Annotated in this window: 28 protein-coding genes and 1 pseudogene; 24 read left to right on the forward strand and 5 right to left on the reverse strand. The window is 68.9% G+C overall.

Annotated features, from left to right (window positions below; all coding sequences use genetic code 11):
- The first annotated feature begins 194 nt into the window (after positions 1–194).
- Both B0293_RS23610 and B0293_RS23615 read left to right on the forward strand, forming a co-directional pair.
- The gene (locus tag B0293_RS23610) at positions 195–1,460 is read left to right on the forward strand and encodes an aspartate kinase (protein ID WP_005166309.1); all 1,266 of its coding nucleotides are present in this window, start codon (positions 195–197) and stop codon (positions 1,458–1,460) included.
- Positions 1,460–2,500: an aspartate-semialdehyde dehydrogenase gene (locus B0293_RS23615; RefSeq protein ID WP_005166311.1), complete on the forward strand. Its 1,041-nt coding sequence runs from the start codon at positions 1,460–1,462 to the stop codon at positions 2,498–2,500. The genes B0293_RS23610 and B0293_RS23615 overlap by 1 nt, the downstream gene beginning before the upstream one ends.
- Before the next feature lie 417 nt (positions 2,501–2,917).
- Here B0293_RS23615 and B0293_RS23620 read toward each other — a convergent pair whose 3' ends face one another.
- Both B0293_RS23620 and B0293_RS23625 read right to left on the reverse strand, forming a co-directional pair.
- The gene (locus B0293_RS23620; protein WP_005166312.1) at positions 2,918–4,024 is read right to left on the reverse strand and encodes a DUF4034 domain-containing protein; all 1,107 of its coding nucleotides are present in this window, start codon (positions 4,022–4,024) and stop codon (positions 2,918–2,920) included.
- Between the two features lie 10 nt (positions 4,025–4,034).
- Positions 4,035–5,534: a M48 family metallopeptidase gene (locus B0293_RS23625; protein WP_005166314.1), complete on the reverse strand. Its 1,500-nt coding sequence runs from the start codon at positions 5,532–5,534 to the stop codon at positions 4,035–4,037.
- A gap of 237 nt (positions 5,535–5,771) precedes the next feature.
- Between B0293_RS23625 and B0293_RS23630 the strand changes: the two are divergent.
- Positions 5,772–6,581, forward strand: a pseudogene (locus tag B0293_RS23630) (RtcB family protein); the annotation flags it as partial.
- 85 nt (positions 6,582–6,666) lie between these two features.
- Here the strand turns inward: B0293_RS23630 and B0293_RS23635 are convergent.
- The 3 genes from B0293_RS23635 to B0293_RS43170 form a co-directional block, all read right to left on the reverse strand.
- The gene (locus B0293_RS23635) at positions 6,667–7,932 is read right to left on the reverse strand and encodes a tyrosine-type recombinase/integrase (RefSeq protein WP_005166322.1); all 1,266 of its coding nucleotides are present in this window, start codon (positions 7,930–7,932) and stop codon (positions 6,667–6,669) included.
- A gap of 74 nt (positions 7,933–8,006) precedes the next feature.
- The gene (locus tag B0293_RS23640) at positions 8,007–8,318 is read right to left on the reverse strand and encodes a hypothetical protein (protein ID WP_039919580.1); all 312 of its coding nucleotides are present in this window, start codon (positions 8,316–8,318) and stop codon (positions 8,007–8,009) included.
- Positions 8,319–8,516: 198 nt separating this feature from the next.
- A complete protein-coding gene (locus B0293_RS43170; protein ID WP_143254625.1) occupies positions 8,517–9,026 on the reverse strand; it encodes a hypothetical protein in 510 nt (169 codons plus the stop codon).
- Between the two features lie 201 nt (positions 9,027–9,227).
- Here B0293_RS43170 and B0293_RS23645 point away from each other — a divergent pair, with 201 nt between their 5' ends.
- The 21 genes from B0293_RS23645 (at position 9,228) to B0293_RS23740 (ending at position 20,292) form a co-directional block, all read left to right on the forward strand.
- The gene (locus B0293_RS23645; protein ID WP_143254626.1) at positions 9,228–9,605 is read left to right on the forward strand and encodes a hypothetical protein; all 378 of its coding nucleotides are present in this window, start codon (positions 9,228–9,230) and stop codon (positions 9,603–9,605) included.
- Complete coding sequence (locus B0293_RS23650; RefSeq protein ID WP_005166328.1) at positions 9,602–9,838, forward strand: MerR family transcriptional regulator; 237 nt, start codon at positions 9,602–9,604, stop codon at positions 9,836–9,838. The genes B0293_RS23645 and B0293_RS23650 overlap by 4 nt, the downstream gene beginning before the upstream one ends.
- Before the next feature lie 85 nt (positions 9,839–9,923).
- Positions 9,924–10,355: a hypothetical protein gene (locus B0293_RS23655; protein WP_039919582.1), complete on the forward strand. Its 432-nt coding sequence runs from the start codon at positions 9,924–9,926 to the stop codon at positions 10,353–10,355.
- On the forward strand, positions 10,352–10,654 hold the full coding sequence (locus B0293_RS23660) for a hypothetical protein (protein WP_005166331.1): 303 nt from the start codon (positions 10,352–10,354) through the stop codon (positions 10,652–10,654). The genes B0293_RS23655 and B0293_RS23660 overlap by 4 nt, the downstream gene beginning before the upstream one ends.
- Positions 10,651–10,908 (forward strand): hypothetical protein, encoded by a 258-nt coding sequence (locus B0293_RS23665; protein ID WP_039919584.1) that lies wholly within the window; start codon positions 10,651–10,653, stop codon positions 10,906–10,908. The genes B0293_RS23660 and B0293_RS23665 overlap by 4 nt, the downstream gene beginning before the upstream one ends.
- Positions 10,905–11,357: an SsgA family sporulation/cell division regulator gene (locus tag B0293_RS23670; RefSeq protein ID WP_005166334.1), complete on the forward strand. Its 453-nt coding sequence runs from the start codon at positions 10,905–10,907 to the stop codon at positions 11,355–11,357. The genes B0293_RS23665 and B0293_RS23670 overlap by 4 nt, the downstream gene beginning before the upstream one ends.
- Entirely contained in the window at positions 11,354–11,830 is a 477-nt protein-coding gene (locus B0293_RS23675) for a hypothetical protein (protein ID WP_039919585.1), read from the forward strand. The genes B0293_RS23670 and B0293_RS23675 overlap by 4 nt, the downstream gene beginning before the upstream one ends.
- Positions 11,827–12,489, forward strand: a complete 663-nt coding sequence (locus tag B0293_RS23680; RefSeq protein WP_005166336.1) for a DNA translocase FtsK — start codon at positions 11,827–11,829, stop codon at positions 12,487–12,489. The genes B0293_RS23675 and B0293_RS23680 overlap by 4 nt, the downstream gene beginning before the upstream one ends.
- Positions 12,486–12,818 (forward strand): hypothetical protein, encoded by a 333-nt coding sequence (locus B0293_RS23685; RefSeq protein WP_005166337.1) that lies wholly within the window; start codon positions 12,486–12,488, stop codon positions 12,816–12,818. Before B0293_RS23680 ends, B0293_RS23685 begins: the two co-directional genes overlap by 4 nt.
- Positions 12,815–13,249, forward strand: coding sequence for a hypothetical protein (locus B0293_RS23690; RefSeq protein WP_005166339.1), 435 nt, complete (start codon positions 12,815–12,817; stop codon positions 13,247–13,249). The genes B0293_RS23685 and B0293_RS23690 overlap by 4 nt, the downstream gene beginning before the upstream one ends.
- On the forward strand, positions 13,249–13,380 hold the full coding sequence (locus B0293_RS44695; protein WP_005166340.1) for a hypothetical protein: 132 nt from the start codon (positions 13,249–13,251) through the stop codon (positions 13,378–13,380). The genes B0293_RS23690 and B0293_RS44695 overlap by 1 nt, the downstream gene beginning before the upstream one ends.
- Positions 13,380–13,811 carry a hypothetical protein gene (locus B0293_RS23695; protein ID WP_005166342.1) on the forward strand — a complete coding sequence of 144 codons (432 nt, stop codon included), beginning with the start codon at positions 13,380–13,382 and terminating at the stop codon, positions 13,809–13,811. The genes B0293_RS44695 and B0293_RS23695 overlap by 1 nt, the downstream gene beginning before the upstream one ends.
- A 248-nt stretch (positions 13,812–14,059) precedes the next feature.
- Complete coding sequence (locus B0293_RS23700; protein WP_005166347.1) at positions 14,060–15,067, forward strand: HNH endonuclease; 1,008 nt, start codon at positions 14,060–14,062, stop codon at positions 15,065–15,067.
- On the forward strand, positions 15,064–15,291 hold the full coding sequence (locus B0293_RS23705; protein WP_005166350.1) for a zinc finger domain-containing protein: 228 nt from the start codon (positions 15,064–15,066) through the stop codon (positions 15,289–15,291). The genes B0293_RS23700 and B0293_RS23705 overlap by 4 nt, the downstream gene beginning before the upstream one ends.
- Positions 15,288–15,704, forward strand: a complete 417-nt coding sequence (locus B0293_RS23710; protein WP_005166352.1) for a hypothetical protein — start codon at positions 15,288–15,290, stop codon at positions 15,702–15,704. The genes B0293_RS23705 and B0293_RS23710 overlap by 4 nt, the downstream gene beginning before the upstream one ends.
- A complete protein-coding gene (locus tag B0293_RS23715; RefSeq protein WP_005166354.1) occupies positions 15,701–16,483 on the forward strand; it encodes a DUF7340 domain-containing protein in 783 nt (260 codons plus the stop codon). The genes B0293_RS23710 and B0293_RS23715 overlap by 4 nt, the downstream gene beginning before the upstream one ends.
- Positions 16,480–17,070: a hypothetical protein gene (locus B0293_RS23720; protein ID WP_005166356.1), complete on the forward strand. Its 591-nt coding sequence runs from the start codon at positions 16,480–16,482 to the stop codon at positions 17,068–17,070. The genes B0293_RS23715 and B0293_RS23720 overlap by 4 nt, the downstream gene beginning before the upstream one ends.
- A gap of 232 nt (positions 17,071–17,302) precedes the next feature.
- Entirely contained in the window at positions 17,303–17,578 is a 276-nt protein-coding gene (locus B0293_RS23725) for an HNH endonuclease signature motif containing protein (RefSeq protein ID WP_039919586.1), read from the forward strand.
- A gap of 2 nt (positions 17,579–17,580) precedes the next feature.
- The gene (locus tag B0293_RS23730; RefSeq protein WP_005166359.1) at positions 17,581–18,033 is read left to right on the forward strand and encodes an AAA family ATPase; all 453 of its coding nucleotides are present in this window, start codon (positions 17,581–17,583) and stop codon (positions 18,031–18,033) included.
- 136 nt (positions 18,034–18,169) lie between these two features.
- Positions 18,170–18,751 (forward strand): hypothetical protein, encoded by a 582-nt coding sequence (locus B0293_RS43970; protein WP_209437356.1) that lies wholly within the window; start codon positions 18,170–18,172, stop codon positions 18,749–18,751.
- Positions 18,752–18,771: 20 nt separating this feature from the next.
- The gene (locus tag B0293_RS23740; protein WP_005166361.1) at positions 18,772–20,292 is read left to right on the forward strand and encodes a terminase large subunit domain-containing protein; all 1,521 of its coding nucleotides are present in this window, start codon (positions 18,772–18,774) and stop codon (positions 20,290–20,292) included.
- Positions 20,293–20,300: the final 8 nt, after the last annotated feature.

Raw genomic sequence — 20,300 nt, forward strand, 5'->3', positions numbered from 1 at the left:
TAAAGTGAAAGCCCTCCGACTATTTCGTTGGTGTTAAGGAAGATTTACTTCCAGAAGTCCCCGAAGTGGTGGTCAGGCCCACTTACGAGGGTGGCGGGCATGCGTGTCCCCGGTAGGCTTTCGCCCAAATAAGGGACGCGGGGGCTCCTCGGTGCCCACCAGGAGCACGCCCGGCCCGTCGAGGAGGTTCGGGCGTGGCCCTCGTGGTCCAGAAGTACGGCGGTTCGTCGCTGGAAAGTGCCGACCGGATCAAACGCGTCGCGGAACGCATCGTCGCCACCAAGAAGGCGGGCAACGATGTCGTCGTCGTCTGCTCCGCCATGGGAGACACGACGGACGAGCTGCTCGACCTGGCTCAGCAGGTCAACCCGGCGCCGCCGGAACGCGAGATGGACATGCTGCTCACCGCCGGTGAGCGCATTTCCAACTCGCTGGTGGCGATGGCGATTTCGGCGCAGGGCGCGGAGGCCTGGTCGTTCACCGGTTCGCAGGCCGGTGTGGTGACGACGTCCGTGCACGGCAACGCGCGGATCATCGACGTCAGCCCCAGCCGGGTGACCGAAGCCCTCGACCAGGGCTACATCGCCCTGGTGGCGGGGTTCCAGGGCGTGTCCCAGGACACCAAGGACATCACCACCCTCGGCCGCGGCGGCTCGGACACCACCGCCGTCGCGCTGGCCGCGGCGCTGAACGCCGACGTGTGCGAGATCTATTCCGATGTGGACGGTGTGTACACCGCCGATCCCCGGGTCGTCCCCGACGCCCGCAAGCTCGACACCATCGCCTACGAGGAGATGCTGGAGCTGGCCGCGAGCGGGTCGAAGATCCTGCACCTGCGCTCGGTGGAGTACGCGCGCCGGTACGGCGTCCCGATCCGAGTCCGTTCTTCCTACAGTGACAAGCCGGGCACCACGGTGACCGGTTCTATCGAGGAGATCCCCGTGGAACAAGCGTTGATCACCGGTGTGGCGCACGACCGCTCCGAAGCCAAGATCACGGTGACCGGAGTGCCCGACACCGCCGGTGCCGCGGCCAGGATCTTCCGCGTGATCGCCGACAACGAGATCGACATCGACATGGTGCTGCAGAACGTGTCCAGCACCGTCTCCGGCCGCACCGACATCACCTTCACGCTGTCGAAGGCCAACGGGGCCAAGGCCGTGCAGTCGCTGGAGAAGATCAAGGACGAGATCGGTTTCGAGTCGGTCCTGTACGACGACCATGTCGGCAAGGTGTCGCTCGTCGGCGCGGGGATGCGTTCGCACCCCGGTGTCACGGCGACGTTCTGCGAGGCGCTCGCGCAGTCGGGCGTCAACATCGAAATCATCAACACCTCGGAAATCCGGATCTCGGTCCTGATCCGGGACGCGCAGCTCGACGACGCGGTGCGCGCGATCCACGAAGCATTCGAACTCGGCGGCGACGAAGAAGCCGTCGTCTACGCGGGGAGTGGTCGCTGATGGCTGAAGGTCTGCGAGTAGGAGTTGTCGGGGCGACCGGTCAGGTCGGCGCTGTCATGCGCCGTCTGCTGGCCGAACGGGGTTTCCCGGTCGCCGAAATGCGGTACTTCGCTTCGGCGCGGTCCGCGGGCTCGAAACTTCCTTGGGGTGACGGGGAAATCGTCATCGAGGACGCGACGACGGCGGATCCGTCCGGTTTGGACATCGCGCTGTTCTCCGCCGGTGGCTCGACCTCCAAGGCGCAGGCGGAGCGGTTCGCCGCCGCCGGCGCCACGGTGATCGACAACTCGTCGGCCTGGCGCATGGACCCCGAGGTCCCGCTGGTCGTCAGCGAGGTCAACCCGGAGGCGGTCAAGGAAGCGCGCAAGGGGATCATCGCGAACCCCAACTGCACCACCATGGCCGCGATGCCGGTGCTCAAGCCGCTGCACGCCGAAGCGGGCCTGGTGCGGCTGGTCGCCAGCACCTACCAGGCGGTGTCCGGCAGCGGGCTCGCCGGTGTCGAGGAGCTGGAAGGCCAGCTGGCCGCGGCGGCGCCGAACGCGGGCGCGCTGACCCACGACGGCGCGGCGGTGGCCTTCCCCGAGCCGAAGAAGTACGCGCGGACCATCGCGCACAACGTCCTCCCGATGGCTGGGTCCATTGTGGACGACGGCGAGTTCGAGACGGACGAAGAGAAGAAGTTCCGCAACGAGAGCCGCAAGATCCTGAGCATCCCGGAACTGCGCGTCTCCTGCACCTGTGTGCGGGTGCCGGTGTTCTCGGGGCACTCGATCTCGATCAACGCGGAGTTCTCGCAGGCGCTTTCGGTCGCCCGCGCGACCGAACTGCTGTCCGGCGCGCCCGGCGTGGAGCTGTCCGACATCCCGACGCCGTTGCAGGCCGCCGGCCAGGACCCGTCCTACGTCGGGCGCCTGCGGACGGACCCGGGTGTCGACGGCGGTCGCGGTCTCGTGCTGTTCCTGTCGAACGACAACTTGCGCAAGGGCGCGGCGCTCAACGCCGTGCAGATCGCGGAACTGGTCGCCGCGAACTCCTGATGTGGGCTGAAGGGGCCTTTCGCCGCATGTGATGCGGTGAAAGGCCCCTTTGTCGCTTCAGATGCGGTGAAGGACGCTTTCAGCCCGGGCGGCCGCCCCGTTTGCGACTATCGCCCGCGCGCTAGCCCGTATATCGGCCGGTTTCGGTGTCGCGAAAGCCACTTTCGGGACGTCTGATGTCGCGAAAGTGGCTTTCGCGCCGCGGGAGCGCGGTGGGCCGGTGGGGTCGTGAGCGGACAGGTGAGACCCGGCGGAAGCTGGTGTCGTGAAAGCCACTTTCACAACACTCAACGTTGCGAAAGTGGCTTTCACAACACCTCCGGCGGGACCGGCCACCGCCGCCTTCAGAGGACGAAACGCACACACCCCCGCGCGATTAGTCACCTACTTGCGAACGCAAGTAGGTGACTAATCGCGTCACGGGCGGGTCGCGCCGAAGCAGGCCGCGTACCGCGTCGCCAGGAACTCGCTCCGCGGATCCCCGTAGTAGGACCACATCCCGCCGTCGGCCCGCGTCCCCAGGTGCCGGAACTGCTCGACGGCTTCGTCGAAGCGCCCGTTCTCCACGAGCGCCTTCGCCGCGTACGAACGGTCCGAGCGGGTCGACGAGTGATCCCGCCCTTCGCCGTCGAGCCAGGCCAGGATCCCGTCGAGCGCGCCGGTGACCCGCGGGTCACGCCACGCGGGAGCACCCTGGAGGTCGGCTTCGTGCGCGGCGACCAGCAGCAGCGGAGCCAGCTTCGGCGACTTCGACGCGGCGGTTTCGGCGAACTCCCACATCTTCTCGTTGGAGCCGAACCACTTGGCGCACCAGTACTGCAAGGCGCGTCCGTGCGCCCCACGGTGCTGCGGGTCGCGTTCGGTGAGCTCCTCCCAGACCTTCAGGTACCGGTCGTTCTCGTACTGCCGCCCCATCGCGATCGCGAGCGCGGACACCCACGGCGTCGGATCCTCGGGAGCGAGCTCCGATGCCTCGCGCACGGCGTCCTCGGCCTGCTCCAGCACCCGGAAGAACGCGGCGAACTGCTCCTCCGAGACGTGCTCCGCCCGCAGCCCGCTGCGCACCTCCCACGCCACGTGCACCAGCGATTCCGCGTTGACCAGCGCCACGCCCGCGTCACCGGGCCGGGCCTTGCGCCACGCGCGCAGCCACTCGTCGTCCTTCGCCGCGGCCTCGCCGAGCACGCCGGTCACCAGGTCGCGACGATCCCAGTCACCCCAGGTCGACGCCAGCAGCGCGGCGGCGCCCTCCCATTCGCCGCGCGCGGTCGACTCCTGGACGGCGAGGACCTCCTCGTCGGTCCAGTACTCCTTGGCCGACACCTCGCCGTCGGCCGGGAGGTCCCAGCGCGTGACGTCCGGGATCTTGCCCTTGAACTTGGGCTTTTCCGGCGGCAGCAGCGCGGCGAACTCCTCCGGTGTCATCACGTTCTCGAGTTCGTCGATCTCGACGCCGCGTCGCTTGGCCTCCTTCATCATGGCGAAGACGGCCTTGCGTTCACGGGATTTGAGCAGCCAAAGCACTTGAAACTCCTTACGAACGAACAAGAGTGAGCGACGGCCGGTAACCGGCGGGCACCCCGGCGGCCGTCAGCAACGCGCGCAGCGGCGCGGTGTCGGATTCGGCCGCGGCGGCCTCGTCGAGCGCGGGCGCGAGCTGCTCCTCCAGCGGCTCGTCCAGGACGAACGGGGCCGGACCGGACCACGACAGCGACCAGCGACCGGCACCGACGTCGGTGAGCGCCGCGTGCACCACGACCGCGAGCCGCCCGCGGACGGAGGCCGCGGCGAACTCCCGCCGGGCTCGGGAGCCTGCCCCGGCGGGCGGTTTCGAGGCGGGGTCGGCGAGTTCTTCGTGCCTGCCCGCGTCGAGCAGGTCCAGCGCCATGTCCAGGGTGCGTTCGCCGAGGACCTCGGCGGCCGCTTCGGCGGCGGCGTACCGACGGCCGATCGCGACCAGCGACTGCCAGTCCGTCCGCCGCTTCGTGTGCGCCTCGTCGGAGAAGACGGCGAACAGCGCCTCGTCGAGCATCTTCTCGGCACCGGTCAGCAGTTCGGTCGCCTGCCGTTCGCCGCCGGAGCGGACCGGGAACCGGGTGCCCGCTTCGAGCGTCGCGACGCGGTCGCGGGTGGCCGGATGCGTGTCCCACCGCGAGGTCTTCTCCTCCGACGGATTCTGACGCATCTCCTCCATCTGCTCGGCCCTGGTCGGGTCGGTGAGCAGCGCGCGGTAGCCCTCGCCGAACCGGTCCGGGAGGTAACCCGCGTCCCAGCCGACAGCGGCGTAGTTGTTCATGAAGAACCGCCAGGTGACGGCCAGCGCTTCGATCTCGCGCAGGGCCGAGGCCGCCGCGTCGGTACCGGCGAGCCGCGCGGAGACGGCGTCGGCCGCGAGTTCCTGGTTCCGGCAGACGCTCATCGAGACCATGAAGTACAGCTTCGCGTACTGCTTAAACAGCCAGCCGACGAAGCGTTCGAAGTAGCCTTCGCGGCCCAGGCCGTTGACCACCCGCGCGATCGACTTGCGCCCGCGATAGGTCAGCGCGGAGAACCGGGTGTCCTTGTTGCTGTAGTGGCCCAGCTCGTGCGCGAGCACCGCGCGGAACTGGTCCTGGCGCAGGCCCATGATCAGTGGGACCCCGATGATCATCCGGCGGCGCAGCACCCGCAGCCCGAGCCACGAGGTGCGCTCGGTGACCGCGGCGTTGACGTCGGCGTCGAGGTGGATCTCGTCCGGCGGCCGGGTGCCCGCCTCGTCCGCCAGTTCCCGGACCAGCGCCCACAGGGCGGGCTGGGACTCCGGTGTCACCTCGACGCCGGGTATGTCGTCGTCGGTGGCCCGCTCGACCGTGAGCAGGGTCTTGAGCAGGATCCAGCCGACCGGGACGGTGATGATGCCGAGCTTCACCGCCGTGAAAACGTTGTGCCGCAGCGCCAGCACTTCGAGCGTCACGATCCCGCCCACGAACGCCAGCACGAGCAGCGGGAACGCCGCCAGCAGGACGGCAGCGAGCAGCCCACGTAAAGATTTCACCGTGAAACGGACCTTCCCCAGTTGGTGTACCCCCGACACCGAGCGCTCATTGTGCCCGAAACACCGCCACCGGCCGATCACTTTTCGAATACGATCGAAGACTTCGGGATGAACATCACCTCACGCGTGGTAGTCGCTTGTGGACTGTCCATTGTGGATATCGGTAAATGCGTTGTCCGGTTCGTCCGGCCCATGCATGCTCATACGTGACAAAACGTTTTCCACGAAGGGAAAGTCATGTACACGGCGGTCGAAGGCTCGCGGGTTCCGATCCGGATGTGGGCCGATCCCACGTCGGTCGAAGACCAGGCCATGCGGCAGCTGCACAACGTCGCCAACCTGCCGTGGGTGCACGGCGTCGCGGTCATGCCCGACGTCCATTACGGCAAGGGCGCGACCGTCGGCAGCGTGATCGCGATGCGCGACGCCGTGTCCCCGGCCGCCGTCGGCGTGGACATCGGCTGCGGGATGAGCGCGGTACGGACGTCGCTCACCGCCGCCGACCTGCCCGACGACCTGCTGAAGCTCCGCCGCCGGATCGAATCGGCCGTCCCGGTCGGTTTCGGTCTGCACAAGACGCCGGTGAACCCGGCGAAGGTGCACGGTGTCGGTGGCTGGGACGCGTTCTGGAAGTCCTTCGGCGACCTGCATCCCGGCGTCCAGGACCTGCACGACCGCGCGTCGCGGCAGATCGGGAGCCTCGGTGGCGGCAACCACTTCATCGAGGTCTGCCTCGAACAGGGCGGCGACGACGAAGGCCGCGTATGGCTGATGCTGCACTCGGGTTCGCGCAACATCGGCAAGGAGCTCGCGGAACGGCACATGGCCGTCGCGCGGAAGCTGCCGCACAACGCGGACCTGCCGGATCCGGACCTCGCGGTGTTCGTCGCGGGCACCCCGGAGATGCAGGCGTACCGGCGCGACCTGTTCTGGGCGCAGGACTACGCGGCGCGCAACCGTGCCACCATGGTCGCGCTCGTGAAGCAGGCGCTGAAGGACGTCGTCCCGCGGACGACGTTCGACGACGCGATCTCGTGCCACCACAACTAGGTAGCAACACCGCGCCGACCAGCGGATTTACGTTTACGAGCGTCTGCGAGTCTGTGTCAGATTACGCGACTGTATCCCCTGGTCAACCGGCAGAACGGCGGACCCGCCCGCGATCTTGCGCGAGTGTCTGCGAGTCGACCTTTGCCCCAGACTTTGCCCCAGATCCAGCCTGAGTATCCGACGTCTGCCCCAAGCCGCCTTCAATCACGGTGAGCTGCGGATACTTCGACAACGCCGCAACGAGCTTCATCCGCGCGGCCGGCGTCTGCTGCACGTACTCCTGCGCCTGGTCGAGGGTGGCGTGTCCGAGGATCTCGGCGATCTGAAACGCGTCTAGCCCGCCCTCGGCTGCACGGGTGGCCCATCCCCGCCGGATCGAGTACGGGCTGCGGCGCGGGACCTTCGCATCCTCGGCCGCATTCCTCATGTGGTAGCCCATCGTGTCGGGGTGCATGATCCGCCCGCGCACGGTCATGAACGTCAGGACACCGCTGCACGGCAGGCCGTCGCTGTGGACGAACCCGCACCCCTTGCTTTCGTCTCTCGCGCCGAGGCGCCGGGCGGCGATCTCGCACGCCAAGTCGGTCAGCGGCACCCACCGCACGTCACCGTCCTTGGGGTACGGGCGGATGATCCCGCGCCGCTTGACGAACGTCTCGGCAACCAGCATCCAACCGCGGTCGAGGTCGATCCGGTCGGAGTGCAACCCGCACAGCTCGCCGGGGCGAACGCCGGTCTCGAGCCCGAACGCCAGGGCATCCCGGTAGTCCTCGCGCAGGTGCGCGCTCATGGCCGCGTTCGACTTCGTCGACAGGTACGGCTTGGGTTTCTTGTGTCGCTTGGGGAGCTTGACCCCGGCGAGCGGCGAGGCTGTGAGTACCTCCTGATCCAACGCTTCCTTAATCGTCACGTTGAATATGCTGAAAATGCGGTGCACGTATCCGGGCGACATGCCAGGGCGAACTTTGAGATCTCCCTCTTGCACCCAATGTTTGGCCGCTTTGTACGTGATATCGCGCAGCGCGATGTCGCCCCATTTTGGGCGGAGGTACTTCTTGACGATGTTTGCCTCAGTTGATGCGGTGTCCGTGTCGTCGAATGTGCGTTTTGTGGCGAGGTGATCCCACCATGCGCCCCACTTTGTGGTGGCCTCCATCGGGACTTCGGAGGGCGCCGCTGCCTTGCGTCGCGCGTCGACTTCCTTCTCGTTGGCGGCTGCCTTTGCCTTCTTTTTCGTATCGTATCGGACGGTTTTCCCGTCGAGGTCCTTTACATACCTCTTGTTGCCCGCGCTGTCGCGGTAGCCGCCACGGAAACCACCTCCGGGGTATGGATCAGCCCAAGCCATTTTTCGACCTCCTGTGTTCTGCGTTGCAAATCCGGGGGAGAACGGCTCGACCGTGGCGCCGCTCTCCCCCAGCGCTAAGCACCGCGGAAACGTCGTTCCAATCGAGCTATCTCAAGGTCGATCGCGTCGCCGCCCTCAGTCTCGGCTCGGTCGATCAGGTCCTGTCGCAGAGCGACGATCACGCTTTGTGTGCACAGGGTCAGAATCGCCGCGAACCAAACGACGGCGACCACCGTGCAATTCAAGATCAGCAGTGGCGCGCTCCACCCGAAGTGGTGGGCGGCAACTGCATGTGCGGTCAGTTCGGCGGTAAGTAACCCGGAGAGCCAGAACAGCATCCGATGTAGCGGGATGGTGGTGGGTTCTGGTAGCGGGCGGTTGTGCATAGTTGTGACCTCCTTCTGCCTGCGGGGGTAACCCGTTTGGCAGAAGGAATTTCGCTAACTGGTGGCGACGCGTTAGAGGTAGGACGAATGTTCGACCTGATTGGCGTAAACCTCACGCAGTAGCGTTCACTCTAACGGCCTATGAATTGACAAAGTTGCTTGCGGAAATCCTCGAAACACCTAGGATGACCAGCCGTTTTAGGTGTTACGGCCGTCCTCGCTGATCGCTGCGGCAGCCTCGGCGGCCTCGGCCTTGATTTGAAACACGGCCTTCAAGTAGTTCAATTGGGCTAGTCGCCCATCCTCTATTCGGATGTGGCGCGCCTCGGCAAGGTGTTCTTCGTCGGACATCTCGAGGGCTCGAGCGCGGAAACTTGCTGACCACTCGTGTGTGCGCCGAGGTTCGCCGGCGGATGGCGTCTCGGGGTCGGGGGTCGGTGGGATCGGACCGCCCTCAAGGATCACCCGCGGGGTGTCTTCATTCCAGTTCGGCAGCGCTCGCCCGACGGCGAACAGAACGGCCTCGGCAACCCCAGGTTTGCCGTTCTCGAGCAACTCGAGGCTTCGTGTGTTGATGCCCTCGTGTTTCTGCGCGAACGTCGTTCGGTACTTGGCGCCAGCAGCCCGCCGGGCGACCGCGACAGCATCGCCAAGTCGGCGCCGTGCTGCCTCTGAGTAGTTCGCCGTGCGCGTCCTGCCGCTGCCCATGCGTGCATCATGCCGCATGCCCCCGCATGACGCACGTCTCTGTGGTCGATGCTTCCACGTCCCATGCCCCTCGAACTCCCTGAGTAAGGTTCGCATGGTTAGGCATCATGCGGCATGGTGGCGCATGATGCAACCCTTTCCATGGATGTCCATGCAGGATCATGCTTGACCAAGCGCGCATGATCGCGCATGATGTGCCGCATGCCCCTCCTAAATGGACAGAGGGTCCGCCACCGGGCGGCGTTGCTCGGTTGGGACCTTCACACCCTCGCGGCCGCGGCCGCACTCCCCGTTCGCGCAGTGCAGAACAGCACGCGGGCGGAACGCCCGCAGACGATGAAGATCACCCGTATCTACGCGCTCGGCCGCGCTCTCGCGCAGCACGGAGAAGACCCGGTCAAGGTCTCGGCTGACATCGTCGCCGACCCCGCCGTCGCCGCCGAGATCCTCGCGAACAACGACGGCGTGCCCGACACGCCGCCCAAGCAGCCGACCCGGACGAACACCGGGCCCACCCGGCGCGAGACCACCGAACAGACCAAGGGCCCCCGCCGGAACCGTGCCGAGGCCGCAGCGTGACCGGCTCCCCGTGGATGACGTTGCAGGAAACCGCGGCCTACCTGCGCATGCACGTCCGGACCATTCAGAAAAAGGCCCTCGAGTACGACCGCTCGAACGGCAAGAGCGGCCTCAAGAACATGCAGCCGTCCGGACCGGACGGAAAGCGGTTGGTGCACATCGACGACGCGAACCGCTGGATGGACAAACAGCCCCCGTCGCGCGGTATCCGCCGGTTCTCCGTCGCTTCCTGACCCCCGCAAGAAAAAGCGCCCGCCTCGCGCATGCAGGCGCGAGACGGGCAGGCCCCGAGGGGCCACGACCAGAGGAGATGCCCTCGTGATCGCAGCGAAGAATACCGCCGCCGGCGGCCGCCATCGTTCGTGTCGTCCCGCGTCGTTCCGGACGTGGTTCCGTCGCGTGACCGGCCGCGCGTTCGTCGTCCCGGCCGAGGCGACCCGGATCCTTCCTGCTGTTGGCGACCTGATCGACCACCCGGACGTGCGGGTGATGCAGCTGCGTGCGCTCGGCGACGTCGAGGTCAGCCTCGACCCGGAGTTCGTCCCGCGTGAGTGCGAGTGGTGCCTCGGGTCGCGCCGCATCACCACCGTGCGGGTGCACGGCGCCCCGGACCCGCACGATCCGCACCGTCCCCTGCTGATGGCCGAGGCGTGCCACCCCTGCGCGCTGCGCCCGTACGGCCCGATCAGGCAGGCCCTGGTCGAACGGATCGACTTCACGCGCCCGGTGCAGCTCGAGGTGTGCCCGTGATCGCGGATCGGTTGAGCGAGGCGCAGCTGCGCGAGGCGCTCGACGTCTTCACGTCCACGCTGCGGCAGGAACGCGATCAGGCCGCGGTACTCGCGAAGGGCGGCGCGTGGCGCGAGGGCGCCCGCGTGGGCGGGCTGTCGTCCGCGCTGTCGCTGCTGTGGCAGCTCACGTGCGGTGAATTCGGAGAGGACCCCGAAGAGCGCACGCGGCAGGTGTTCGGCGAACTCGACCGCACGGTCGCGGCGATCCGCGCCGACCGCGCCGCCGAGGTCGACGGCGAGCGGGGCGGGCAGCGATGACGGTCCGCCTTGACATCCCGCCGCCCCTGCCCCTGTCCCCGTCGCGGCCGGTCCCGGTTCCGCCGCGGCTCGAGGTGCGCGAGTCGTTCGACGGCGTGGTCGCGATCCGTAGCGCGCGCACCGGCTGCCTACGGCGCCCGTGGTCGGTGGTCTACGTCCCGCCCGCTTTCCGCCTCGCCCACGTGATGCAGGCCCTCAGCGACGACCAGGTCGCCGGGTGGGTCCCGCTTGTCCAGGAAGGACTGTCCCGATGATCGACGCCGACGGGGTCACCTACCCCACCCGCGCGCGGCTGGTCGTGCGCAAGCTCGGCCCGACCGGGCGCGCCGAGGCCCGCCCGGTCGGGATCGAGTGGCGCTACGACCGCGCTGACCCGTGGGCGATCACCATGCAGGTGATCGGCACCGAGTACGTGTACCGGTTCGCCCGCGATCTGCTCGACCGCGGCCGGAACGAACCTGTCGGCGCCGACGGTTTCGTGTTCGTGCAGCCGCTGTTGTCGCAGTGGATCGAGGTCACGGTGCGCTGCAACTGCGGCACGGGCACGTGCACGTCGGTTGCGCTGTTCTCGTTCAATCACGCCGAGATCGACAACGTGCTCGACGTGACCGAGCAGCTTGTGCCGCTCGGCGCCGAGGCCGACCAAGTCGACCCGGCCGCGGTCGACGTCGAACTCGCCCGGATCGTGCTGGGCGGCCAGTGAGCACACGTTCGCACCTGTCGGTGGCGGGCGGCGACGGCGAGCGCCGTCCCGCCCGCCGCCGCAAGACCGACACCGCGGTCACGTCCGGCTACGACTACCCGCGCAACCCGCTGTTGCAGTACACGCCGGGCCCGGACAACACGAACTGCCCCGCGTGCGCGTGGCTCAAGCTCGAGGCGTGCCCGCATCACCTCGCGTGGCAGGCCGCGGCCGACTACTACGGCCATCCCGCCGAGACGGCACCGGATCCGACGGACTACCCGACCAGCCCGCCCGCGTTCGAGGTCGACCAGCCGCTGCTACTGCGCGGCACCTTGCACTGCGTCGTCGCCCGTCGCGAGTGGACGGCCGTCGGCTGGGTGTACCTGGTCGCGCTCCACCCGCGCGGCACTCCCGCCTCGGCCCGCGAAGTCGAGTTCACCGCGCTCCCGCCCGGTGAGGACCACGACACCATGAAGGGAACGCGCACATGAGTGTGAGCTTGTCCGGCAAGTTGCCTAAGGACGACAAGAACGGCCTCGGCAGGATCTCCGCGACGCTGGTCGAGGACTCGGCGAGCACGCACCTGATCGTCGCCGTTGTCAACTGCGCGACGGTCACGACCAACATGGACACCGGCGAGGTGATCCCGACCGCGCGCATTGTCGCGGTCGAGGCGTTCCCCGGCTCGAGCGCGGACGCGAAGCAGTTGCGCCGGGTGTGGCGCGAGGCGTACGAGCAGCGGACCGGGCAGCAGCAGGCGTTGCCGTTCGAGAAGACCGTGACCGCCCCGGCCGACGCCGCCGGCGACTTGCTGCGTGACGGCGCCGGGGTCGTTGTCACGTTCCCCGGCCCGAACTCGAGCAGGACACCCGACGAGGTCGACCTGATCTGTCAGGCCGCCGATCTGGTGATCACGGCGAACCTCGCCTCGGTGTCCATGCTCGCCCGGAAGCTGCGCATCGGGCGCGAGGCCGCCGAACGGCTCATGCAGGAGCTACGGCGCCGGGGCGTGGTCGGCGACGCCGAGGGCAGCAAGGAACCGCCGGTGATCGTCGAGGCGGCCGACCTGCCCGCGATCGTCGAGGCGATCCGCGGCCCGCGCGCCGACGAGGACCAGGCCGACGACGCCACCGATCCGGACCAGACGTGACCGGCGCGCCCCGCACGGCCGAGGACCTCCCGGCCGTGATCCGGCAGGCCACCGCGCAGTGGGCCCGCCGCCACAACGCCGAGGTGCCGCTGCCCGACTTCGCGGTCTACCTCGCCGACGCCGTGCAGCACCGGGTGATCGACCCGACGTTCGCCGACTGCCGCACCTACCTCGCCGAACTCGAGGTCGACAACGCGCTGTTGGCCGACGAAACCGCCCGCCTCGGCGAGGCCCTCAAAGCGCAGACCCTCGCCGCCGAGACCGCCGTCGCCGAACTCGAGCAGTACCGCCAGACCACCCCCGAACTCGACGAGAGGACACGAGCATGACCACCGCCCCGAAACTGTCCAGTTTGGACGGATCGCGCGGGCTGCGCGAGACGTTCGCCCGCGCCATGTACGAGCGCAACGTGCCCGGCGCCCGCTGGGACGACATCGTCAACGACGGCCCGCAACGCGTGGTGAAGCTGTACAGGGGCGCCGCCGCGGCCGCGGTCGACGTCTGGGGCGACAGCATGGCGCAGACCGTCACCGCCCTGGTAAAGCTCACCAACGAGACCAAGGCCGCGCAAGCGCAGTTGCTCGCCGCCGACGGGCTGCTCGAGACCGTGTTCGACTACCTCGCCACCGGCGAGCGCGGCCACCCCGGCGAGGCCGCCCGCCGTACCGGCTGGATCGCGCAGCGCCGGATCGACGAACTCGGCGAGCGGCTGCGCGCGTGGCGCGCATCGTGGGCGCCGACCGAATCGGTGGTGTCCTAATGGGACTGAACGTCACCGAGGCGAACGCCGCCAACGCCGTGCTTCGGTACGCGATCGCCTTGCAGGCGGATGAACGCGGCGGCCGGTTCGGGCGCGGCGGCCGCGGTCATGCCACGGCAGGGGGCGAGTGATGGCCGACCAGGACGACCGCGCCCACGTGGTCGACACCGCCGCCGTGTTCCTGCGCGCGGCCGCGGCCGACTCGCTGGAGGCCGCCGACGTCGTGGTGCGCGAGTACCTCGGCGAGGGCGACCCGATCGACCGCTACGGGAAGTTGTGGGCGCTGATCTCCATCGGCCTGGTGGTGGTCGGCGAGACGTTGCGCGCGCTGATGAACCCGCCCGGCCCGGTCACGCTCGAGGCCGAGGTCGCGCCGGATCCGGTCGAGATCACCGCCATGCAGGCGATCACCGCGCAGGTGAACCTCGACCCCGAGGCCGCGCAGGACGTCGTCACCGGCCACGTGGCCGCCGAGGGGCTCGACGGGCTGGTCGCGCTGCTGCCCGTGCTGCTCGACGTCTACCGCCTCAACGCGATTTGGGGAACGGAGACCGCGTCATGACGGTCGAGGAGCTGCTGCGCGCGTGGCGCGAGGACATCGACAGTGCCCCGTTTCCCGACTTCGCCGAACTCGGCGCCCGCCCTGATCCCTCGAGCGGACGCTGACCGGGCGGGGCCGGAGTCGCTACGGCGACCCGGCCCCGCTTTCCAACTGGGACAAGGAGAAACCCCCGTGATCCACCGGCACGACCCCGCCGACCCGGCGCCCGCACGGCGCCGGGTTTCCGCGCGTATTCCGGGCGGTGCCTCATGCCGTGGCTGAGGCTTAACGACGTCGGTTACGACGACCCGCAAGTGCACGCCGTCGGCAATAGCGCTTACGGCGCCTTGACGCGCCTCAAGCAGTACGCGAGTGCGCAGCGCACCGACGGGTGGGTGCCGACCCTCAAGACGCGTCAGATCGCCACCCGGCGCGAACTGCGGGCCCTGCTCGACGTTCGCCTCGGCGACGGCCCGCCGATGATCCACCGGCCCGGCGACGAATGCCGATGCCTCGAGGGAAAGAAGTGGAACGAGGGTCTCGGCGGGTACTGGATTCACGCGTTCCTCGACGAGAACCCCTCACGGGCTGAGAACGACGTGCACCGCGCCAAGACGCGCGAACTCAAGGACAAGGAACTCAGGGCTGCGGTCAAGGCCCGTGACGGCATGTTCTGTCGGTACTGCGGCATCACCGTGAAGTGGGCCGACCGCAAGACCCCCAACGGTGGCGTGCTCGACCACGTCGATCCGAAGATCGCCGCCGGTGCCGAGAACCTGGTCGTGGCGTGCCGCGGCTGCAACGGCCGCAAGAAGGACTGCACCCCGGAGGCCGCCGGGCTGATCCTGCTGCCCCCGCCGAACCTCGTCGCGATCAACGCCGAATCAACGCCGGATCAAGCGCCGATCACCGGCCGATCACCGGATCGACCAGAAACCGACCCGGATCCCGCGCAGAACACCATCTCGACCGGAAACCAGGCCCCACCAGGGGAATCCGGCAACAACACCAGGCTCGACCCTGCCCAAAACCAGCCGCAGAACCCCATGATCACCGACGGAATCACCGGCCCGATGACTACCGGGACGGGTAGGGGACGGGACGGGGTAGCTCCCCTGACTGACCCCTTCCCTTACCGGGACCGCGTAGGCGACGCAGGACCCACCGGCCACCGCCCCACCGTGGGCCCCGCCGACACACCCCGCGACCAACTCAGCCCCAACCCCTACACCCGCACCGCCACCCCGCCACCGAGACCGCCGGGACATCCCCGGTGACCCGCTACCGGGGACAGTTCTCCGACCGGGAACTCGAGGCCCTCGCCGCGCGCGAACTCCTCGAGCGTGAGCGCGAACTCGCCCTCGCCGTCGACTGCCCCGAATGCGACCAGCCCGCCGGCCACCCGTGCCTCACCCCCGACGGCCGACCCCTGCTCGCCCCCGCCCACTGGAAACGGATTCGGGCGGCCGACCACCACCGACAGGAGCGTGACCCCCGATGACCGCCAAACCCGAACGCCCCGGCCCGGCCGACGTCGTCGACTTCATCGAGACCGTGGTCGGTGTCGACCTCGAGCCGTGGCAGCGCCGTTTCGCCGAGGCGCAGTTCGCCCACGCGAGAGCGGTCGACGAGATCGCGCGGACGACGCTCGCCGCCATCGTGCCCGGAGTCGCGGCCGCCGCCGTCCACATCGGCCGGTCGTTCGCCGCGCTCGCCGAGGCAGTGCAGGGCGCAGCGCCCGCGTTCGCCGAGGCAGTGCAGGGCGCAGCGCCCGCGTTCGCCGTCCTCGACGAGATCGCCGCCCGCGACGACCGGTTCGCGGCCGCGCTCGACCACATCCGTACCCGCAACACCGGACCCGCCCGGCAGCCTCGGCCGCCGCGCACGATCAACGCGAGGGGAACCCGCCCGTGAACGACCTGACCAACCCGAAGAACTTGCGGCAGTGGCAGGACGAACTGGCCTCGCTCGCCGCCAAGCTCACCGACCCGATCACCCTCAAGGTGATCCGCGACGACCTGACGACCACGACGCACACCAAACCGGGATTGCTCGAGCAGCTGCGCCAAGCGCACGCGCACGGGGGCGAGACCGGCAAGGCATCGGGCAGCTCGCCCGGCGCCCCGATCCGGGTCGCCGCGGCCGACTTGCAGCGCAACCTCGACCGCGAGGCCGCGACGCTCCACTTCAACACCTTGGTGCAGGACGCTGACGTCGTGTCCCGGATCCGCGCGGCCGCCGGCATCGCCGGGCGCTGGGCCGACGTCCACCGGGTCGCAAACGCCGTGCTCGAGCTGCGGTACATGGTGGAGCGGATCGAGGAGCTGCTCGACCCGCCGCGACGGCTGCACATCGCCGCGGCCTGCCCCGCGTGCGGGCAGGGCATGGTGTGGCGCCTCGACCCGAGTACCGGCGAACTGGTCCAGGCCCCGGCGCTCGCCCTCGACGCCCGCACCGGCTGCACCTGCCTCGGATGCGGGCAGGTGTGGGGCCCGGAAAACCTCGAGTTCCTACAGGGCGTGCTCACTGTGGAGCAGACACAGCGGCCGCGGCTGCGCAGCAGCGCCGAGGGCAACGGGCACCGCTCCGAGGTCCCGCTCACCCACACCGGCGACCCGGACCGTAACGACGACCAGGCGGCCGCGCGATCTGCTGGAGTGAACTCCGACCAGCGAGGGGGAGCACGTCCATGACGAATGAGTACGAGTACTACGCACGTTCGACCGGCGACTGCGGGCACCCGCAGAACGGCAATGGCAACTGCTTCGAGCCCGGTTGCCCACACTCGAACAGCCGGCGGCACCACCCGCACGCCGGGCAGCCCGTCGACGAGGTGGCCGAGTTCGTGCGGGCTCGCCTCATCGCCAGTAAAGAGGCCGCGCAGGACCAGCCCGGCCACGTTGCGGCGCGCGAGGTGCGCCGGGTCGACGGGCTGCTGCAACTGCTCGAGGTGTGGGAGTCCAACCGGGATCTCGGCGACCGGCCGCACCCACTCGAGCTGCGGTTACCCTCGCTGCTCGCCGTCGAATTCGTCGAGGATCCCGACCGCGAGGTCGACCCGGTGCTCGACCTGCCTTACGACGAGCAGCAGGCCGTCACCAACGCTCTGGAAGAGATCGGCCGGACCGTGGCGCGGCTGCTCGCCGACGTCCCCGCCGACAACCGGCGGGTACAGGCGCTCATCAATCGCGCCATGGCGTCCTCGTCGGACACGTTCACCGCGCTCGAGGCGATCGCCGCCGCGTGCCCCGACCTGCCGCGCGCAGGCAACACGCGTTAAACCGAACCCCTGTTCGACTAACCGGTGATCGTTCTGCATACTGGGGGCACTTAGGCGAAGTGTGCCCGGACACGGCACCGAGTGAAGCCCCGACCCGAACAGGTCGGGGCTTCTCTCGTCTCGCCGCCCTCATGAGCTCTACGTCATGGCTGATGTGGACGCGCCGTCGCCGCCGGGCTGCTGTTCGGACTCCACATGTCCGAGGCCCGGCCCAACACTTCGGGGCGGGGGAATGGCCTCGGCGAACGGGCGCCCGTGGCGCCGGGTCACTGCGCAGCTGCGCGAACTTGCGGCCGCATCCGGTGCCGCGTGCGGGTTGTGTGGGCACCGGATCGACCTCGGCCTGCCCGCCGGGCACAAGTGGTCGTTCACCGCGGACCACATCGTGCCGCGGAGCAAGGGCGGCCCGGACACCCTCGACAACGCGCGGCCCGCGCATCGCAGCTGCAATTCGAGCCGCGGCAACCGGGCACGCGAAGCGCCGATGCCGACATCGCGAAGGTGGTGACCATGCGCCGGGTAGTGGTGATCGCGGGCCCGATCTGCGCGGGCAAGACCACGCTCGCCCACAAGCTCGCCGAGGAGCAGGGCGGGCGGGTGCTTGACCGTGACGAGATCGCCCGCGTGATGGGCAGCCCGCGCAAGTGGCTGCACAGCAAGACCTACAGCCAACGGGCCGAACAGGTGATGCGCCTCGAGCTGGACCGGATCGCCAAGTCGCGCGACGACATCGTATTCGTGGTGCGGTCCCTGCCCGTGGCAGCACAGCGCGCCGCGCTGGTCGAGAGACTGCGAGCCGAGTTGATCCTGCTGGATCCCGGCCGCGACGAATGCGTGCGCCGCGCACGAGGTGACCGCCGGCCACCGGGCAGCGTGCCCGCTATCCACCGGTGGTACGCCCGGTACCTGCCCGGAGTCGAACCGCCGATCGAGGAGCAGTTCGCAACCTCGCGTGACTGGTGACCACCGTCCGCATGCGACACAGCCTCGCTCATCGATGCGCACCGCGCTGACCTGGGGTTTTTAGACGCGGACGCACGGGAGACCCCGCGCCCACCATCCCTGAATTTCTCCCCGGCAGGACAACACAGGGCGGAGGGTGATCACATTGACGGCCGAACGGATCACGACGATCAGCGATGTGATCGCCGACGAGATCAAGGCGACGCGCAAGCGCGCCGGGCTCACGCGCGGCGAGTTCGCCGCGGCCGCATGGGAGCGCGGCGCGCCGGAGTCGTTCAGTGCCGCCGTGGTCGGCTACATCGAGACCGGCCGCCCGGACAAGGAAGGCCGCCGGCGGCGAGAGGTCACGGTCGACGAACTGCGCTTCATCGCCGCCGCCGCCGGAACGACCGGGCTCGGTCTCCTCGGCGAGCACGCCGCACTGCTCGGCGGCGACGAGCCACCGGAGTGCCCGCGCTGCGCCGCGGAAACGGGCACGCTCGAGCGGCAGGTGCGCGAGGACATCGCCGCACTCGGCGACCTCGCCGACACCGAACCGGCGCTCGCCGAACTCGCCTACGCCCTCGCGGCCGCGGTCGACCGCGGCGCCGACGAATCCCCGATACCGCCGCTCGCGAAAGAGTTGCGCGCGACGCTCAAGGCGCTGACCGACGCCGTAGCCGTCCGCACGGCGCCGGATGACGACGACGAGTTCGGCGACCTCGACGACCCGGAGTAGCACCGAGGGGAGGTCCTCGCGTGCCCCTGTCCGAAGAGGACCGAACAGAAGCCCTCAAAGCGCAGCTGCTCGACGTGTACGGGCTGCGGTGTGTTCCCCGGTGGGGGACGCCGCGCGACCTGTCACGGAAGACGTACGGGCCCAAGGTGGCGCGGATCGCCGAGGCGTTCGGAACGCCGTTTATGCCCTGGCAGCGGTACGTCGCCGACGTCGCGCTCGAGGTCGACCCCGTCACCGGACGTCTGGCCTACCGCGACATCCTGCTCATGGTGCCCCGGCAGTCGGGCAAGACCACGCTTCTGCTCGCCAAGATGGTGTGGCGAGCGAACGCATGGGCACGGCAGAACATCCTCTACGCGGCACAGACCCGCAACTCAGCCCGCAAGAAGTGGGAAGAGGAGCACGTCGCCGCCATCGACGCCGCGGCCCGGTTCGCCGGGCGCTACACCGTGCACAAGGCCAACGGCAACGAGGCGATCCGGTGGCGCAACCGCAGTCGTCACGGGATCACCTCGAACACCGAGACGGCCGGCCACGGTGAGACGTTGGACGACGGCACGATCGACGAGGCGTTCGCGCACGAGGACGGCCGGATGGAACAGGCGTTCTCTCCGGCGATGATCACTCGCCCGCAACCTCAGCAGTGGGTGGTGTCCACCGCGGGCACCCTCGCGAAGTCGCACTTCCTCAACGGCAAGCGCAAGCGCGGCCGCGCGATCATCGAGAGCGGCCTGCCGTCCACGTTCGCCGTGTTCGACTGGACCGTCGGTGACCGCTACGACCGCGACGACCCGGCGACCTGGTGGTCGTGCATGCCCGCGCTCGGCCACACCGTCACCGAGGCCGCCGTGCGTTCGGAGCGGGAAAAGATGGAGGCGGCCGAATTCGACCGCGCCTATCTCAACGTCACGAAAACCGTGGTCGTCGCCGACGACCCGAACGTGCCCACCAAGTGGTGGGCGGACCGGCACGACGCGCGATCTTCGGCGGCCGACATCACGCTCGCGGTCGATATCACACCGGACCGACAGAAAACCGCGATCATGGCTTACGGGCGCCGCCCGGACGGCCGCGGGCACGTCGAGATCATCGAGAACCGCGACGGCACCGACGGCGTGGTCGAACGGCTTATCGAGCTGCGTGACCGGCACAACCCGATCGCCCTCGGCCTCGACGTCGCAGGGCCCGCCGGGTCGCTGCTGGTCCCGCTCAACAAAGCCGGATTCAAGGTCCCCGACGACCCGACGAAACCGGAGCGTGGGCAACTCGCGATCCCGACCACGCGGGAAGTCGCCGCCGCGTGCGGCGCGTTCGCCGACGCAGTGGAGCACGACCACCTGCGCCACCTCAACCAACGACCGCTCAACGAAGCGTTGGCCGGCGCCCGAACCCGTCCTCTCGGCGACGCGTGGGCATGGGCCCGCCGCACGAGCGACTCGAATATCGCGCCGCTAGTGGGCGGGACCGTCGCCCGCTGGGCGCACGAAAGCCGCGCGCACCTGATCGTCGATGACTACGACCCGGTGGGGAACTTCTGGTGAAAGGGGAC

This window comes from Amycolatopsis azurea DSM 43854 (assembly GCF_001995215.1).
GTDB classification, from domain to species: Bacteria; Actinomycetota; Actinomycetes; order Mycobacteriales; family Pseudonocardiaceae; genus Amycolatopsis; species Amycolatopsis azurea.